This is a genomic window from Brevibacillus sp. NL20B1, from assembly GCF_018195675.1.
Lineage (GTDB): Bacteria > Bacillota > Bacilli > Brevibacillales > Brevibacillaceae > Brevibacillus > Brevibacillus aydinogluensis.
Map to the genome: position 1 here is coordinate 14,254 of NZ_JAGTPT010000032.1, position 16,254 is coordinate 30,507.

The 16,254-nt window shown below is 59.9% G+C and carries 19 protein-coding genes; 2 read left to right on the top strand and 17 right to left on the bottom strand.

All coding sequences use genetic code 11. The features are described 5' to 3' along the window. Window positions 1-78 precede the first annotated feature (78 nt). The 7 genes from KDN35_RS17925 to KDN35_RS17955 all read right to left on the bottom strand — a co-directional run bounded on the left by KDN35_RS17925 (window position 79) and on the right by KDN35_RS17955 (window position 7,419). Complete coding sequence (locus tag KDN35_RS17925; protein WP_171566197.1) at window positions 79-2,385, bottom strand: hypothetical protein; 2,307 nt, start codon at window positions 2,383-2,385, stop codon at window positions 79-81. Window positions 2,386-3,082: 697 nt separating this feature from the next. Continuing rightward, on the bottom strand, window positions 3,083-4,159 hold the full coding sequence (gene tsaD, locus KDN35_RS17930; protein WP_171566196.1) for a tRNA (adenosine(37)-N6)-threonylcarbamoyltransferase complex transferase subunit TsaD: 1,077 nt from the start codon (window positions 4,157-4,159) through the stop codon (window positions 3,083-3,085). Beyond that, a complete protein-coding gene (gene rimI, locus KDN35_RS17935) occupies window positions 4,156-4,617 on the bottom strand; it encodes a ribosomal protein S18-alanine N-acetyltransferase (protein ID WP_171566195.1) in 462 nt (153 codons plus the stop codon). Before rimI ends, tsaD begins: the two co-directional genes overlap by 4 nt. A gap of 4 nt (window positions 4,618-4,621) precedes the next feature. Beyond that, the gene (tsaB, locus tag KDN35_RS17940; RefSeq protein ID WP_171566193.1) at window positions 4,622-5,344 is read right to left on the bottom strand and encodes a tRNA (adenosine(37)-N6)-threonylcarbamoyltransferase complex dimerization subunit type 1 TsaB; all 723 of its coding nucleotides are present in this window, start codon (window positions 5,342-5,344) and stop codon (window positions 4,622-4,624) included. Further along, window positions 5,325-5,795, bottom strand: coding sequence for a tRNA (adenosine(37)-N6)-threonylcarbamoyltransferase complex ATPase subunit type 1 TsaE (gene tsaE / locus KDN35_RS17945; RefSeq protein WP_171566192.1), 471 nt, complete (start codon window positions 5,793-5,795; stop codon window positions 5,325-5,327). Before tsaE ends, tsaB begins: the two co-directional genes overlap by 20 nt. Before the next feature lie 18 nt (window positions 5,796-5,813). Then, the gene (gene thiL, locus KDN35_RS17950) at window positions 5,814-6,827 is read right to left on the bottom strand and encodes a thiamine-phosphate kinase (RefSeq protein WP_212133475.1); all 1,014 of its coding nucleotides are present in this window, start codon (window positions 6,825-6,827) and stop codon (window positions 5,814-5,816) included. Window positions 6,828-6,945: 118 nt separating this feature from the next. After that, window positions 6,946-7,419: a SprT family protein gene (locus KDN35_RS17955; protein ID WP_171566190.1), complete on the bottom strand. Its 474-nt coding sequence runs from the start codon at window positions 7,417-7,419 to the stop codon at window positions 6,946-6,948. A gap of 112 nt (window positions 7,420-7,531) precedes the next feature. Between KDN35_RS17955 and KDN35_RS17960 the strand changes: the two genes are divergently transcribed. After that, complete coding sequence (locus KDN35_RS17960) at window positions 7,532-7,867, top strand: hydrolase/acyltransferase (protein WP_171566189.1); 336 nt, start codon at window positions 7,532-7,534, stop codon at window positions 7,865-7,867. Between the two features lie 79 nt (window positions 7,868-7,946). Further along, window positions 7,947-8,069 carry a cortex morphogenetic protein CmpA gene (gene cmpA, locus KDN35_RS17965; RefSeq protein WP_171566187.1) on the top strand — a complete coding sequence of 41 codons (123 nt, stop codon included), beginning with the start codon at window positions 7,947-7,949 and terminating at the stop codon, window positions 8,067-8,069. Between the two features lie 66 nt (window positions 8,070-8,135). On the opposite strand, the gene KDN35_RS17970 is transcribed toward cmpA, so the two are convergent. From KDN35_RS17970 to KDN35_RS18015, 10 genes are all read right to left on the bottom strand, one after another. After that, window positions 8,136-10,295: a Tex family protein gene (locus KDN35_RS17970; protein WP_212133476.1), complete on the bottom strand. Its 2,160-nt coding sequence runs from the start codon at window positions 10,293-10,295 to the stop codon at window positions 8,136-8,138. A 113-nt stretch (window positions 10,296-10,408) separates the two neighbouring features. Then, window positions 10,409-11,191 (bottom strand): RNA polymerase sigma factor SigB, encoded by a 783-nt coding sequence (sigB, locus tag KDN35_RS17975; protein WP_212133477.1) that lies wholly within the window; start codon window positions 11,189-11,191, stop codon window positions 10,409-10,411. Next, window positions 11,160-11,651 carry an anti-sigma B factor RsbW gene (gene rsbW, locus KDN35_RS17980; RefSeq protein ID WP_171566182.1) on the bottom strand — a complete coding sequence of 164 codons (492 nt, stop codon included), beginning with the start codon at window positions 11,649-11,651 and terminating at the stop codon, window positions 11,160-11,162. The genes sigB and rsbW overlap by 32 nt, the downstream gene beginning before the upstream one ends. Continuing rightward, on the bottom strand, window positions 11,624-11,977 hold the full coding sequence (locus KDN35_RS17985; RefSeq protein ID WP_171566180.1) for an anti-sigma factor antagonist: 354 nt from the start codon (window positions 11,975-11,977) through the stop codon (window positions 11,624-11,626). Before KDN35_RS17985 ends, rsbW begins: the two co-directional genes overlap by 28 nt. A gap of 25 nt (window positions 11,978-12,002) precedes the next feature. Then, window positions 12,003-13,004: a PP2C family protein-serine/threonine phosphatase gene (locus KDN35_RS17990; protein ID WP_171566178.1), complete on the bottom strand. Its 1,002-nt coding sequence runs from the start codon at window positions 13,002-13,004 to the stop codon at window positions 12,003-12,005. Continuing rightward, window positions 13,001-13,432, bottom strand: coding sequence for an anti-sigma regulatory factor (locus KDN35_RS17995; protein WP_230077681.1), 432 nt, complete (start codon window positions 13,430-13,432; stop codon window positions 13,001-13,003). Before KDN35_RS17995 ends, KDN35_RS17990 begins: the two co-directional genes overlap by 4 nt. A 168-nt stretch (window positions 13,433-13,600) precedes the next feature. After that, complete coding sequence (locus KDN35_RS18000; protein WP_005830205.1) at window positions 13,601-13,951, bottom strand: type II toxin-antitoxin system PemK/MazF family toxin; 351 nt, start codon at window positions 13,949-13,951, stop codon at window positions 13,601-13,603. Window positions 13,952-13,954: 3 nt separating this feature from the next. Next, the gene (locus tag KDN35_RS18005; protein ID WP_171566177.1) at window positions 13,955-14,254 is read right to left on the bottom strand and encodes a CopG family ribbon-helix-helix protein; all 300 of its coding nucleotides are present in this window, start codon (window positions 14,252-14,254) and stop codon (window positions 13,955-13,957) included. 171 nt (window positions 14,255-14,425) lie between these two features. Beyond that, window positions 14,426-15,631 carry an alanine racemase gene (alr, locus tag KDN35_RS18010; RefSeq protein ID WP_171566176.1) on the bottom strand — a complete coding sequence of 402 codons (1,206 nt, stop codon included), beginning with the start codon at window positions 15,629-15,631 and terminating at the stop codon, window positions 14,426-14,428. An 8-nt stretch (window positions 15,632-15,639) separates the two neighbouring features. After that, a complete protein-coding gene (locus KDN35_RS18015; RefSeq protein ID WP_171566174.1) occupies window positions 15,640-16,080 on the bottom strand; it encodes a hypothetical protein in 441 nt (146 codons plus the stop codon). Window positions 16,081-16,254 lie beyond the last annotated feature (174 nt).

Sequence of the window (16,254 nt, forward strand, 5' to 3'; positions counted from 1 at the left end):
GCAAGGCGACAGTAAATGGACTTTAAACCCGTCTGTGCCGCCGGGGCCAACCGTCCGGCTGCGATGACGCCAGCAAGGTCAGGATGTGGAGCAGCGCTGCTCCTCCGTCTTTCCCAACGCTGCGTACAAGGCTGGCACAACAAGAAACACGATGCAGGTCGCAGCGGTGATGATCCCGGAATCGTTGAGCAAAAGCCCGGCCAATGCCCCGGCGATCACGCCTGAAAACCCCTTGACCAAAAACGGATAATCGCGGGCCAGATGGCGCAGGTAGCGATCGTTGCAGAGAGCCAGCAGGCCGAGGACGACCAGCGAGACGGCAAACACCTTGCTCCACACTGACACGCGGATCAGCCGCAGGTTCATCTCCAGTTTGCGCTGCACGATCTGAGCCACGTCCGTCCACTCCCCTGAGGCGATCTGCTGCGCCACCCGGCCAATGTGAGTGGGCGGCTGACCGGACAGCAGACTGGCCACCGTCAACGCGACCATCCCTGCCAGGACACCTCCTGCCAACAGCAGGAGGCCTTTTTTTCCCATTCGCCACCCCTGCATCCGCACAAACGCCACGGAGAACCCGACCAGACCGGCGAGAAACCCGCCGGCGTCAGCCCCCAGCCCGGGAGATGCCATGTAATACAGGGTGAAGCCAAACAGGCCGCTGCCGACGACCACGGACAGCGGATCGGTCCCTCTCTCCGCGTCCTCCCGCCTGTCCCGCCGCCACTGAGCGAGCGCTGCAGCAAACAGGATGGCGCTGCCGATCAGCACCCCTTCGTATTCGTTGCCCAACCCGTAAAAACGGGCGCCAATCACCGGATCGTACCCCAGATAGGAACGGCGCATCGCCGGATTGCCGAACATGCCGTCCAACAGCAGCGCCAGCGTGGTCAATCCCGCCACGGCAGACAATCCGGCCGGAAGCGAACGCGCCTGTTCCAGCAGCATGCCCCCCGCCAGCGCAGCTGTGATGACCACCGACAGGACAACCGCTGACGGCACCTTCCAGCCGACCAGCCCCTCCACCAGAAACAGCAGGGGAAACCAGAGCATCGACAGCAGCGCCAGACGGACAACGCGCCGCGCCAGGTTCAGCCTCCCGCCGTCTGTTCGCCTTCCCCACAGCCAGAGGAACGAAGCCGCTCCCAGGATCGCGATCTGCAGCATGACGTACGTGTACAACACGGAAGAACGGTTGGCGTAAATGTGGTGAATCCGCTCCACTTCACGCAGCAGATCGGACACGTTCATTTCCTTCGACAGACGCAGCAGGTGGCCGGTCAGCCGCTCCGGCGGAGGCACGCGCAGCCATGACAGGACGGTAGGCAGTACATCCAGACCGCTGACCACCCCCGTCTGTCTGGTCGTCGCCGAAGTGAGCACCCCCGCCGCTCCTCCCCGCCACAACAGGAGCGGCGTCAGCAGCGCTTTCTCCTTTTGGGCCTGAACATGCGGCGCAGGCGACAGCAGCATCACCAACTGGTCCGGCCTGCGTTCCCTCAGCACCCGGTCCAAAAATGCACCAAGGTCAGACAGTACCTGATCGTACTGACGGGCGAACCGGTCCGGGGCCATGTCGTCCGCCGCTTGATAGAGGCGAGCCAGGTCAGACAGCTGCACGGTAATCAACCCGGAAGTGCGGTCTTCGCGAATCCGGTCGGCAAGGTAGTCGTAGCGAGTCCGCACGCCGTACGGGTAGTCGTCCCGCCGCTCCAGGACTGTAGCGGAGAGATCTCCCCGGGGAACGCGCCCCTGCTCATCCATGGCAAAAAGTACGGCGTGCCGCTGTCGCACGTCGTCGTAATCGCCGTTGCCGTAACTGGCAGCGGGAATGCCATGGCGGGCAAGCGTTTCGCCCAGCAAACCGATCCGGGTGGAGTACGGCTTGGACCGGTTTTCCGCGTGCAGGCGATATATGCCGGGAAACACGACCCGGAAACGAGCCGCGTCTGCCCCGTCGGCTGGACTTAGCTGCCGGGCACGCTCACCTGCCGTCACCCCGGAAGAGAGCAGCTCCTCCGGGTGATACGCCGTACCGCTGCGCTCCGTGTACACGGCCGGTCCGCCGCTGCCGAGCAGCAGGTAGCCATTGGCAGCCGTACGCGCCCCCGGTGTACGGATGGAGAGCGCGCCCGCTTCCGCCTGCTCCAGCCATGTATCCACATGTGGATAGCTGCGCAGGCGGTCCAGCTCCCGAAACGACATCCCTTCCACGAACAACGCCACCACCTGCCTGCCTGCCGGATGGTCTGCTCCGGTTGCATGCACCGGTTTTTCCGCTGTCACAGCAGCACCAACAGCGACTGCGGCAGCCGACGCTTCCGGATTTGCAACAGCCGCCAACAGCAGGCATAGAGCCAGTACCTGCAGCCCTTTTGTTCTCACCAGGCACCCTCCTCTGTTGATAACACCGATACTTTTATCCACAAATTCCACAAAAAAATCCACAGGAAAATGTCGATTTTCCCGGCAATTCTTCGTGTTATCACCAGTATTCACAGGAGCAGGTGAACGCATCCGCCGAAAATTATCCAGAGCCTGTGGATAAAGATGTGACGTGTCAGCTCGCTCTCTTCCGCTCAGCCGGCTGCCGAAAAAAATCGCGGCATTTTCAGCAATTTGTGCGAAAAAAAGAGACCCATACCTGGGTCACCATTGAGGAGATGGAGAGAGAATGGAGAGAAGAAGATGAATGTTATGTAATAAATTCTAACATGAAAATTCATGAAGTCAACCATTTTTCGGAAAAATCCGCAAATAAATGTTAGAAAATATGACATAGGGGATGGTCCAAGCGAGCTCCTTTGACGACCGGCTCAGCGGAAAAACGAAGACGCGGGGACCAACAGGGGACACAAGTCTCACTTCATCGAAACACCCAGATGTTTGTCCCCTGCCCGCGTCTCGTTTTGGAGCGGACTTCATCTGCTTCTGTGCTGGGCGTCAAGCGAGCGAGCGGGCCCGATCTCCCATGCGCCGCGAACTTTGTCTACACGCTGATATAATTTTCTTCCCCACACCGAGATGGAGTCCCTATGAAAAAAAGAGAGCCTGCGGAATCACTTCCGCAAGCCCTCTTTTATCACGATAGGGAAAGACCGGGCACGCCGTTCAAGTCAAGGTCGGCAAACTGGCCTTTCTGGTACTGGATGTACCCGGCGGCTGCGATCATCGCGGCATTGTCGGTACAGAGCGACAGCGGCGGGATGACCAGGGCAATGCCCTCCGCCTCACAGCGCTGCTGCAGCCGTTCACGCAGCCCGCGGTTTGCGGCCACGCCACCGGCCAGCAGCACCTGCCGGGCCTTGTATTCCTTCGCCGCCCGGATCGTTTTTTCCACCAGCACCTCGGTCACTGAATCCTGAAAACTGGCCGCCAGGTCGGCGGGATCGATCGTCTCTCCCCGCTGCGAAGCGTTGTGCAGCGTATTGAGCACCGCCGACTTCAGCCCGCTGAAGCTAAAATCATAGGAGTCGGGTTCCAGCCAGGCGCGCGGCAGCGGCACACGCGGCTCTCCTTCACGGGCCAGCCGGTCGATGTGCGGTCCGCCCGGATAAGGCAGTTTCAGCGCCCGGGCCACTTTGTCGTACGCTTCACCGGCGGCGTCGTCCCGGGTTTCTCCCAGAATCTCGTACTCGCCGTGCGCTCTCATCAGCACCAGCTCGGTGTGGCCGCCCGAGACAACCAGCGCCACCAGTGGAAACTGCATCTCTTCCACCAGCCGGTTGGCGTAGATGTGACCGGCGATGTGATGAACACCGATCAAGGGGATGCCGCGGGCAAAGGATATGGCCTTGGCCGCCGCCACACCCACCAGCAGCGCGCCTACCAGACCGGGGCCGTACGTGACCGCGATGGCATGGATGTCCTCCAGTGACCGGCCTGCCTGGCTCAAGGCCTCCTCGATCGTCAGCGTGATGTTTTCCACATGACGACGGGAGGCCACCTCCGGGACCACCCCGCCGAAGCGTTTGTGTATGTCCGCCTGTGAGGCGATCACGTTTGACAGCACGATGCGGCCGTCCTGCACCACCGCAGCCGACGTCTCATCGCAGCTCGTCTCGATCCCCAAAATGTACGTTGGTTCCCCCGAGTCCTTGTGCGCCTGGTATGCCTGCCGCACGCGTTCCTCGTAGCGGGAAGGTTCTCTTCTGTTCATTGCAGTGTCACCCACATTATGATCGCGTCTTCGTTATTGTCCGAATAGTAGTGTTTGCGCAGCCCCCGCTCCTCAAAGCCCAGTTTGGCGTACAAGCGTCGGGCCACGGTGTTGGACGGGCGCACTTCCAGCGTCATGCTCCTTGCTCCATACGCCACGGCCACTTCCATCATTTTACGCATCAGCCGCTCCCCGATCTTTTTCCCCCGCCAGGCGGGGTGCACGGCCACGTTGGTAATGTGCGCCTCGTCCAGCACAACCCACATCCCGCAGTAGGCAATTACCTTGTTTTCCCGGTTCACGACAACGACGTAGCGTGCGTTGGGGTTTCTTGTCAGTTCGTTGACAAACGCATCGGGCGGCCAGGGTGTGGTAAACGACAGCCGCTCCAGTTCCGCAACCGCTTGTACGTCGGCCAGTGTCATAAAGCGAAATCCTACCGGTTCTTGTTGCTCCATGCCTCTACTCCTTTTGGGAACCCTCCTGATTTTGGGCCAGCCACTTTGCTTCTGCTTCTGCCAGTTGCAGATACTCGGGCACCAGGGCATGCGCCGATCCGGCGTGCTCGATCTCGCCCAGTGCCAAAAGGCCGATATGGGCCGCCCGCGGATGGTTGTGCGAAGCCGGAGCAAACCGGGCTTGATCTCCCAGCGCCGCCGCAATCGTCTCCCGATGCAATCGGACGTCTTCGCCCAGGAACAGGATCGGTTCTCCTGCGGCTTCTTTGCACAGCAGCGGCAGCCAGTCGGAGAGCAGGATGATGCGTTCGGCCAACTGGACCTCGACCGCCTCCATTCCTGCTGTCCGGTACGCTCCGCTGTAAACTTGTCCCCGCCGCGCGTCGAACAAGGGAACGATCAGTCCCGGAAAGCCCAGCGCGTTTTGCGCCACCGCCTGCAGGCTGGAGACGCCGACGACGGGCAGGTTCAGCGCCCAAGCGATGCTTTTGGCCGTGGCGACGCCGATGCGGACACCTGTATACGATCCGGGTCCTTTTGCCACGCCGATGCCGGCAAGCTGTTCCGGCCGCGTGTCCGTCTCGTCCAACAGCCGGGAGACGCAGTCCATCAGGCGAACGGAGTGGTTTTTTTGCTGGTTGGTGGTCACTTCCGCCAGCACACGTCCCTCCTCCACCACGGCTACGCTCAATACCAGGTTGGACGTGTCAATCGCCAGTACGCGCATCACTATCAAACTCCTCGCACAAAGTCACATACCGCTCTCCCTGCGGCACGAATTCGATGCGGCGGGTGTCCGCCCCCTCGTTTCGCAAGATGATCGTCAGCCGCTCCTGCGGCAGCACATCCTCGATCAGGGAAGCCCATTCGACCACGCAGACTCCATCACCGAAAAAATACTCGTCCAGGCCGAGCGACTCCACATCGTCCCCCACCCGGTAGACGTCCATGTGATAAAGCGGCAGCCGTCCCTGATACTCTTTTATGATGGTAAACGTCGGACTGTTCACCACCTGCTTCACGCCCAGACCGCGGGCCAGTCCCTGGGTGAAAGTCGTCTTGCCGGCGCCCAGGTCACCCTCCAGCGCCAGAAAGTCGCCTGGCCGCAACCGTTCCGCCAGACGTTCGGCAAACTGCTGGGTCTCCGCGACTCCGGACAGCGTCCACCTGTATGTCATCCCTGTCATCCTCTCTTGTCAGTCGGCTTGTGCAAAATGATTGTAGCCCGCTTTTGCCATCGGACCGCATACGCCGTCGCGGCACAGCGTGACGGACGGTCCGCCCTTTTCCACGCGGCCGATAATGCGAAAGGATATGCCCGATTGGGCACATTGCCGCGCAAGCGTCTCCGCGCCCGCCGGGTCCACCGTGCCTGCCAACTGATAGTCTTCGCCTCCGTACAGCGCCCAGTCCAGCGGGTCCCTGCCCGCCTGTGCGGCGTACGCACGGGTCGCTTCGTGCATCGGCACCTGCGCGGCGTCCACCACCAGGCTCACGCCGCTCGCTTCTGCGATCTCCCACAGCTCGGAGGCAAGCCCGTCGCTGATGTCGTTCAGCGCCCCCGCCGCTCCGGACGCAAGCAGCAGGCGTCCTGCCTCAATCTGCGCCGCGGGCCGCTGGTGGCAGGCGACAAGCTCCGACCACTCAGACGGCACGCGCGCTCCCGCGTCTCTGGTCTGCAGCAGCAGATGAAGTCCTGCGGCCGATCCTCCCAGGTGACCGGTCACAAACACGAGTTGCCCCGGCCGTGCACCCGAGCGGCGAAGCGCCCGCCCCTTTTCCACTTCCCCCAATACAGTCACGGACAGGTGCAGGGCGTCGGGCGCCGCCACCGTATCCCCGCCGATCACCCGGACGCCATACGCAGCGCACGCCTCGTAAATCCCGTCGTAGATTTCCCGGCATTCCGCCGCTGTCCAGTGCGGGGGTACGGCGATGCTGACCAGGGCAAAGCGGGCGATCCCGCCCATTGCCGCCACGTCGCTGATGTTGCTGATAACCGCCTTGTAACCGATATCGCTCGGCTTCATCGTCTCCCGCAGAAAATGGACGGTTTCCGCCATGGCGTCACAGCAAGCGACTACCTCCATGCCCGGGGAGGGGGAAAAGACGGCGGCATCGTCGCCAATTCCCACGGAAAGCCCGTTTCCTTCCTGGCCGGCCGAACGGCTCGTCCACTGGCGGATGAGCGAAAATTCGTCGTGCGCCACCGCGAACGCTCCTTTTTCCACATAGTGCATTCATTATACCGTTGTCGTCCAAAAGCACGCAAGGAAGAGGGCTTTCCCTGACAAGCCCTGTTGTCTCCCGCGCGCTCCCCGCCGACAGTCAGCTGCCGTCCGCCCGCGCCAGCTCCCTGAGCGACAGCTTGCCCCGGCAGCGGCCGCAGCGGTACCGAGCCGGATTCATCTTTCGCTTGCGCTTGTAGCGCATGCCGCACTCCCGGCAGACCAGTTCGTACCGGTAGGGCAGCCGCGTCCGTCCGCCGCTTACCTGCTGGCAGTACCGGCTGCCGCCCACCTGTTTCAACAGCTCGCGAAACTCCCGGTCGCGGTGCCGATACCCCCGTTTTTCCAGGTGCAGGTGGTAGTGGCACAGCTCGTGTTTGATGATGCCGATCAGTTCCGCTTCTCCGTGCTCTTGCAGATGGCGGGGATTTAATTCGATATCGTGTGAATGAAGCAAGTACCGCCCGCCTGTCGTGCGCAACCGCCGGTTAAAGCGGGCGCGATGGCGAAACGACTTGCCAAAAAACGCCTCCGAGATGGTTTCCACCAGCGTCTGCAATTCCTGATCCGTCATGGGTTCCTCCCCGTCCTCCGCCTGTCCCCTCGACCTCTCCCGCACGTATTGAAAAGTAACGGATGAATGAGCTACACTTGTTGGGAAAGACACGTAGAATGGTGGAGGACTTATGCGTTATCTGATCTTGCAGGAACAGACCGGGCTGCGCTTTGTCGCCATGCCCGAATCCCATATGTACCAACTGGTCGCATTGCTCAAACGGCTGCACAAGGAGATCGGCAAGCTGACGATCGCCGACCGTCCGGAATTGCCCGTCATCATCGCCGAGTGCACCGGACTGGAACTGCTGAGCGACGCCTGCCCAATCGAAGAGGGCCTCGCTTACGTCAGCCGTCTGGAGCGCTGTTTTGCCGCGCTTCAGGAGAGCGAGTATCCGCTCATTTCCCTGCTCACGGAAATCCGCGCCCTGCAGGCGCAGCTTGAGTTTTTGAACGAAGAGGAATAAGCATCGCAAAGAAACAGGTACCTCCGGCGCGTCTTCGGCATACATTGCCTATAGATGATTGACGCCAGGAGGTACTCTCATGCCACAGTGGATGCGCAGGCAACTGCAGCGTGCCTTCTTCGGAAAGGACGTGCGGCAGATTCGCCTGTTGAACAGTTGCTGGTTTTTATATTTGGAAAAGCACGGCGGCCGCTTGGAGTAAGCAGAGGCCGCTTTTTTTTGCGTGCAGGCGGCCTCCCTCGGCCGAGACGGAAGGACGTCCGGGCACTTACTCCTCTGGGGCAATCATCGTCAAGCCGACGCGCTGCCGCTGTTCATCAATCTCCACCACCCAGACGTCGACGATGTCGCCCACCGTCACCACGTCCAGCGGGTGCTTGACAAAGCCTTTGCGCATCCGGGAGATGTGGACAAGACCGTCGTTTTTCAGCCCGATGTCCACAAACGCCCCGAAATCCACCACGTTGCGGACCGTGCCCTGCAGCTTCATTCCCACGGACAAGTCGGAGAGCTGGAGGACGTCGCTGCGCAGCAGGGGCTTGGGCAGTTCGTCCCGCGGGTCACGTCCGGGGCGCAGCAGGCTGTCGACAATATCGGCAAGCGTCGGTTCGCCAATCTCCAATTGCCGCGCCGTTTCCGCCAGATCCAGCGCCTGCAGCCGTTCGCGGCAGGTCTGGCTGCCGATCTCATCGGGAGTGATGCCGATGATCGCCAGCAGTTTGTGCACCGCCGCGTAGGATTCGGGGTGGATCGGCGTTTTGTCCAGCGGATTGACGCCGTCCATGATCCGCAAAAAGCCGATGCACTGTTCATACGTTTTGGCCCCGAGGCGAGGCACGTCTTTCAACTGCGAGCGATCGGTGAACTTTCCGATCTCCTCCCGCTTCTTCACGATGTTGCTCGCCACTTGGCGGGTAATGCCGGAAACGTACTGCAAGAGGGAGGGGGAAGCGGTATTGACGTCCACCCCGACGTGGTTGACCGCCGACTCCACGACGAACTGCAGGCTTTCCGCCAGGCGGGACTGGGAGACGTCGTGCTGGTATTGGCCGACGCCAATTGATTTGGGGTCGATCTTGACCAGCTCAGCCAGCGGGTCCTGCAAACGGCGGGCGATCGATACGGCGCTGCGCTCGGCCACGTCCAGATCGGGAAATTCCTCCTTGGCCAGTTCCGAAGCGGAGTAGACAGAGGCGCCCGCCTCGTTGACGATGATGTAAAACACGCTCTGCTTTAGCTCCTTCAAGACCCCGGCGATGAATTGTTCCGTCTCCCGCGAGGCCGTTCCGTTGCCGATGGCGACGACGTGCACGCCGTATGTTTCGATCAGCTCCACAACCTTGGCTTTCGCTTCCGCCACCTTGTTGGCAGGCGGCGTCGGGTAGATGACGGCCACCTCCAGCAGTTTGCCGGTCTCGTCCACGATGGCCAGCTTGCAGCCGGTCCGGTAGGCCGGGTCAACGCCCAGCACCACTTTGCCCTTCAGCGGAGGCTGCAGCAAGAGATTGCGGAGGTTTTCCGCGAAAATGTGAATCGCCCTCTCTTCTGCCTTCTCCGTCAGCTCTGACCGCACTTCCCGCTCGATCGACGGGGCGATCAGGCGCTTGTAGCTGTCTTCCACAGCCGCTCCCAGCCAGGGGCGGGCCACCGTCTCCCGGGTGATGACGCGTTTTTTCAGATAGGCGAGAATCTCCTCCACTGGCGCCTCGACCGCAACCTTGAGGATGCCTTCGTTCTCGCCCCGGTTGATCGCCAGCACGCGGTGGGGAACCACCTTTTTCAGCGGCTCGCTGAATGCGTAGTACATCTGGTAGACGTTTTTCCCGTCCGCTTCTTCCGCCTTTTGCTCCGACACCAGCACCCCTTTCTGGAACGTCCGCTGCCGGACCCACTGCCGAATCTCTGCATCGTCCGAGAGTTGTTCAGCTACGATGTCCATTGCTCCCTGCAGCGCCTGCTCCGCTGACTCCACGCCTTTTTCTGGGTTGAGGTACGCGGCCGCCTCAGCTGCCGGGTCACCCGCCGCAGGCAACCCCAACAGGTACATGGCCAATGGCTCCAAGCCCTTTTCCTTAGCCATCGTGGCCCGGGTCCGCCGCTTCTGCCGGTACGGCCGGTACAAATCCTCCACTTCCTGCAGCTTGACGGCGCGTTCGATGGCCGCCTTCAGCTCGTCGGTCAGTTTGCCCTGCTCCTCGATCAGCCGGATAACCTCTTCCTTGCGCACGGACAGGTTGCGCAAATAGCGAACGCGCTCGTCAATGGCGCGAATCTGTGTTTCGTCCAGCTGCCCGGTCATTTCCTTGCGGTACCGGGCGATGAAGGGCACCGTATTGCCTTCGTCCAGCAAGGCGATCGTGCGCTCCACCTGATGCGGCTTGACGCCCGTCTCCTGCGCGATCGTCTGGATCATCAACGTTTGGTCCATTCCGTACCTCCTGCTCTCATCCTACGCGGTTATTGTATCACAACCGTCAAATCGCCCCCAGCGCGCATCGGACCAAAAAACGGAGGTGATCTCCACCTCCGCCGTCGTTTGCGTTATGATGTCGGGTTGTCAGCTTGCAGCGCCGCGCGCAGTTTACCGAGAGCCCTGCGCTGCAGCCGCGAAACGTGCATCTGGGACATGCCCAGCAGATCCCCTGCCTGCTTTTGGCTCAAATTCCGAAAAAACGTAAGATGAATGATGGCCTGTTCCCGTTGGTCCAAAGCATGCAGGGCGCGGTCCAGCATCAATTGCCGGTCGATCCGGTTATACCCTTCCTCTTCTACCCCGACCATGTCCAGAAGCGAGACGGCGTTGCCGTCGCTGTCCGACTCCAGCTCGCTGTCGATCGACAGGGAATAGTAGCTCCGTCCCATCTCCAGCGTCTCCAGCACGTCCTCCTCACTGATGCCGAGCGCTTCCGCGATTTCCGCAATCTGCGGGGAGCGCTGCAGGCGGGCAGTCAGTTCGTCCGCGATACGCTTGATCTTCGGGCTCAGCTCCTTGATCCGCCGGGGGACGTGGACGCTCCAGGTCTTGTCGCGGATGTAGCGTTTGATCTCCCCGACAATGGTCGGCACGGCAAAACTCTCAAACGTGCGGCCCAGCGCAGGGTCAAACCGGCGTAAGGAGGCAAGCAGCCCGAGCATGCCCACCTGAAACACGTCCTCGTAGGAAATCCGGCCGCGCACGAATTTTCTCGCAAGCGTCTCGACGAGTGGGGTATAGGCGCGCACCAGTGTCTCCTGCAGACCGGGGTCCCCTGTCTCACGAAACGCGCCGACCAGCCGTATCAGTTCTTCGCGGCTAGGCTTCCGCTTCGGAATCCGCCCGGTCATCACAAGCCACCCCATCCCCCCGCAGGTACTTGGTCATGGTGACCGTCACTCCCTCGCTCACCTGAACGTCCACCTCGTCCATCAGCGCATGGATCAGGAACAGCCCCAGTCCTCCTTCGGCCACGTCATCGAGGTCGGCATCGGGGTGGATTGGCCGCAAATCTGCCGGCTCTCTGTCAAACCAAAACCCTTTCCCCTGATCGGCCACTTCGATGACCAGGCGATCCGGGAAGACACGGCAGGTGACGCTCAGCTCCATCTCCTCGGCGGCGCGGTCGTAAGCGTGATTCACCGCATTGGTACAGGCCTCGGCCACCGCCAGCTTGATGTCTTCGATCTCCTCGTAGGCAAATCCCATCCGGTTGGCAATGCCCGAAACAGTCAGGCGGACAACGCCCACATACTCCGCCTGGGCTGGCAGCGTCAGTCGGATCACATCGGCCTCAGGTCGTTGCGCCATTCGTCGCTCTCTCCTTTGCGGGGAACAATTCGTTCATACAATCCGGTGAGCCGAAACAGCCGCTCCACCCGCGGCGACAGGCGTTCCACAAGGAGCCGGCAGCCCGTCTGCCTGCACACTTTCATCGCCGCGACAAAAATCCCGATCCCCGTGCTGTCCATGTATTCAACGGCTGTCAGATCCACAGCGACGCTCCTTACGTCCGGCTGGTTGACCAGCGGCAGCAGGCGCTCCTTTAGCTGCGGCCCCGTATAGGCGTCAATTTCCCCTGCGAGTACCAGCACGTGTTCACCGCCGTTGCTCGTGTGCGTAATCGTCAGGTCCATCCGAACTCCCTCCCGTATGCTGTGCTCACGTCCGTCGAAGTACGATCATGGTGTAATCATCCGGCAGTTCAAACTGGGAGAGGAGCAGCAGCCTGTGGTAGAGACGGTTGGCCATCTCCTGGGCCGGCACTCCCACTTCCCCCTGCAGATAGGAAACCAGCTCCTCCCGTTGGAAGTACGCCCGTCCTACCTTGCGTTCCGTCACGCCGTCCGTCAACAGGATGAGGCAATCTCCCGGTTCGAGCTCGACTTCCCGCTCCTCGTACGTGCTTCCCGGCGCAATCCCCAGAGCTGCGCCCCTGCCTTCGAGATCGTAAAAGCGGTCCTCGGCCCGCCGGTACAAAAAGCCCGGTTCATGTCCCGCCGTCGCGTAGCAAAAGCGGTGAACATCCGCGTCGTAACGGCCGTACACCATCGTGACAAACATGCTCGGATCGAGGTTCCGCTCCACGACATTGTTCAAATGACGCAGGATGCCTGCCGGCCCCAGCTCCATCTCGCCCAGGCCGTCGATCGCGTATTTGAGCATCGACATGCACATGGCGGCGGGGATACCCTTCCCCGTTATGTCGGCGATCGCGAGGCTGAACCTGTGACTGTCGTGGCAGACAAAATCGTAGTAGTCGCCGCTCATCTGTTTGGCCGGCACACTGACCAACCCTACATCCACACCGGGGCAGGAGGGCAGCCGCTGCGGCAGCAGTGCCTGCTGCATCGCGGAAGCTACGGCGATTTCCGACTCCAACTGCTGGTGCCGGCTCCGCCAACTGTGAATCGAGCGGTACGCGTTCCCATACTCGATCATGATTTCCGTCAAAATCTGAAACGACTCCCGGACGAACTCGGGAACCGGCCCCAAACGCTCCAGCGCCCGTCCGTGCAGGTCGGCGAGCTCTTCCGGGGAGACGTTGCGGGCCAAGAGCTGCTTGCCCAACTGCTGGGCGCCGTACAAAGGGGCTTCTCCTTTGCCCTCCCGGTAATCTCTCAACAACCGTGCATACTGTTCTTCCAGGTCGTCATACGTCAATCGGGGTCACCTCCCCCCGCTTCGTTCCGCCACTTGACGACGATGACACGCGTTCCTTTTCCGGGAACGCTCTCCAGAAAAAACTCGTCCATCATCCGCTTCACACCCGGCAGTCCGGCTCCCAAACCGCCTGAGGTGGAATACCCGTCCTCCATCGCCTTGCGCATATCGGCGATGCCCGGACCGGTGTCGGCAGCCGTGATCCGCAACCCGATACGGCTGTCCCGCTCCACCTGTTCGATGAAAATCGTGCCGCTGCCCGCGTACAGGTAGATGTTGCGGGCCAATTCGGAAATGGTGGTGGCGATGCGGGACTGCATGATGGTGCCAAAGCCCAATTGTCTCGCCATGTTGCGGCCGATCTGCCTGGCCGTGACAATGTCCGCCTCTGTAGCGATGTTGACTTGTTCTGAAAAAGGCTCTGTCACAACCGGAAACTCCTTCCATCTGCACTTGTCACCGATCCGATTTAGCAAAACGTGTCAATTTTTGTCTACGAAATCATTTCGCTGCCGCTGTTTTGAATCCCTGCCCCGACAGCAAAAAAACCACTTGCTGCACAAGTGGTTTTTGCTGTCTGAGCATCAGGCAAACGATTAAAAGTCAATGAGTCCCAGGCTGATCTGCAGGGATTCATTGACGCGATCCATCATCTCGTCGTCCAGATGCGTTATCTTATCGGTCAGCCGTTGTTTGTCAATGGTTCGAATCTGTTCCAGCAGAATTACGGAGTCACGGTCAAATCCGTACGTTTTTGCGTCAATCTCTACATGCGTCGGCAGTTTAGCCTTCTGAATCTGCGCCGTAATGGCGGCGACGATGACCGTTGGACTAAAGCGATTGCCAATATCGTTTTGAATCACTAAAACAGGCCGTACGCCTCCCTGTTCAGAGCCAACGACCGGTGACAGGTCAGCGAAAAACACATCGCCACGTTTGACAATCACAAGTCACACCCCGCTAACTAAGCGGATAAGAGTATGGTCAGCCTCTTCCTCTGCGCCAAATGCCTCCGATGCCATTTTCAGATTGATTTTCGCCATTTCCATGTAACCTTTTTGCATGGTTTCGCGAATGACACGCTTTTTGCGCTCTTTCAAGTAAAGGTGCATCGCCTGGCGAATAAACTCGCTGCGATTGGATTTTTCTTTCTGAATAACGCCATCCACTTCCTGAAGCAGGTGATGTGGCAAGCTGATCATGATGCGTTTCGTGTTAGACTTAGACAAGACAAATCCACCTCCAACCATGACCGTAACATCCCGCAGACTCGTTCCACCGCGATCCAGTAGGAACAATACCATTATGTCGAACCATTTTCAAAAATATACCTGTCCGATCGCTGTTAGGCAAAAAAAAGCCTGTTTTGCGCTCTAGTTGTATTCGCGTTCCATCCGCAAATTCCTGCCTGATGTCGAGTGCTAGTTATTTACACTTTGTGACAGGGCACGCTGACCCGTCAGTAAATGGTACACGTCCACCACTTTGCCGTCCCGCAGATAGACGCGCGGGATGCGGTGATCAAGCATGCACGCGACCTCGTAATTAATCGTCCCCAAACAATCGGCCACTTCATCCAGCGAGATTTCCTCGTCCCCCTGTCTGCCGTACAGCACCACCTCATCACCTACCCGTGCCGTTCCGTGATCGATCCTGACCATGATCTGGTCCATGCAGACCCTGCCGACCACCGGCGCCCGACAGCCATTTACCAAAACCGATCCGCGATTGGACAGCAGCCGCGAAAACCCGTCGGCATACCCGATCGGCAGCGAGGCAATCTGCTCGCCCGGCTGCGCAGTGTACGTCGCCCCATAGCTGATCGTATAGGGCGGTTCGGTCATGTGCTTGAGATGGGCAATCCGGGTCTTCAGGGAAAGCGCAGGGACCAGCTGCACGCGAGCCTGCTGCTTCATGTAGGCGGATGGGTATAGTCCGTATAAACCTATGCCTAAACGGATCGTATCATACCCCCATTCGGGAAAGGCGATGGAGGCAGCGGTATTGGCGCAGTGAACGCGCGGCAAACGCCTGCCCGTCTCCCGCAAGGCACGCAAATACGACTGGAACCGCTCGTGCTGCTCGCAGACAAGCGTGACATCCGGTTCGTCGGCAGTAGCAAAATGCGTAAAAATGCCCGCCCAGCGGAGCAGGGGACTGTTTTCGAGCGCTTCCACCACGGCAAACAGCTCGTCTTTGGAGCGCACACCAAGCCTGCCCATGCCCGTATCCACCTTGATGTGAATACCGACAGGCTTGGCCGACGCCTCCTGCAGCAAGCGATTCGCCTCCGTCATCCAATCGGCATGGTAGGCGGTCAGCTCCACCTCCCAGCGGCTGGCGGTCACCACTGAATCCGTCGGCGTATAGCCGAGCACCAGGATGGGCGCGGTGATCCCCGCCTTCCTCAGCACGATCGCTTCGTCCAGCATCGCTACGGCGAGCGAGTTCGCCCCGCTGTCCAGCGCTTCCCTGCCGACGTGAAAGGCGCCGTGTCCGTAGCCGTCCGCCTTGACCACGGCCATGATGCCGGTGGAAGCCGGTATGTGGCGGCGGAACGCCTGCACATTGGCCCGAATCGCATCCAGATCCACTTCAACCCAGGTATCGCGGCAGTACGGTTTCATGTCGTTCGTTATCTCCTCTTTTGCAGCTTTTGATAGACAAACAGCCGTTCGTTGAGGTGGTTGAGGAACTGCCGGGACACCATCAACGAATGCCGCTTGCCGCCCAACTTGTACAAATGGCGGCCTTCAAAAATCGGCTCCACTTCCGACAACGGATATCTCGTCTCCCGACCGCCCATGGAAACGATCAGATGCGTCTTGGTCAGCTTGTACGACGGCCGCAGCGTATACTTGTACACAAATGGCGCAAGGCAGACGACCGCGATCGCGATGGCAAAGGCAAGCACTTTGAAAGCCGGTGATTGTGTGTTGAAAAATTGAGACAACAAGAGCATCCCGACCACAAAGAATAGCGTCTCCATAATGCGCATTTTCATGTTTTTTCGCAGCAGCAGGTCTTTGTAGCCGGACTCTTCCTGGTACAAAATCTCATCGGACGTTTTTTTCATGGATGATGCTTCACCTCATCGCGTAGTTACTTCGACTTTATCGCTTTCTGACGCTGTATGTCAATTCGCTTGTCGCGGGCAGTATGTACTTTTCGTCCACCCCGCTGCTATTCCCGGCAACCCGCTGAAATTCCCGGCACTGCAGTCGATGCGAAAGAGACAGCCCCATACACG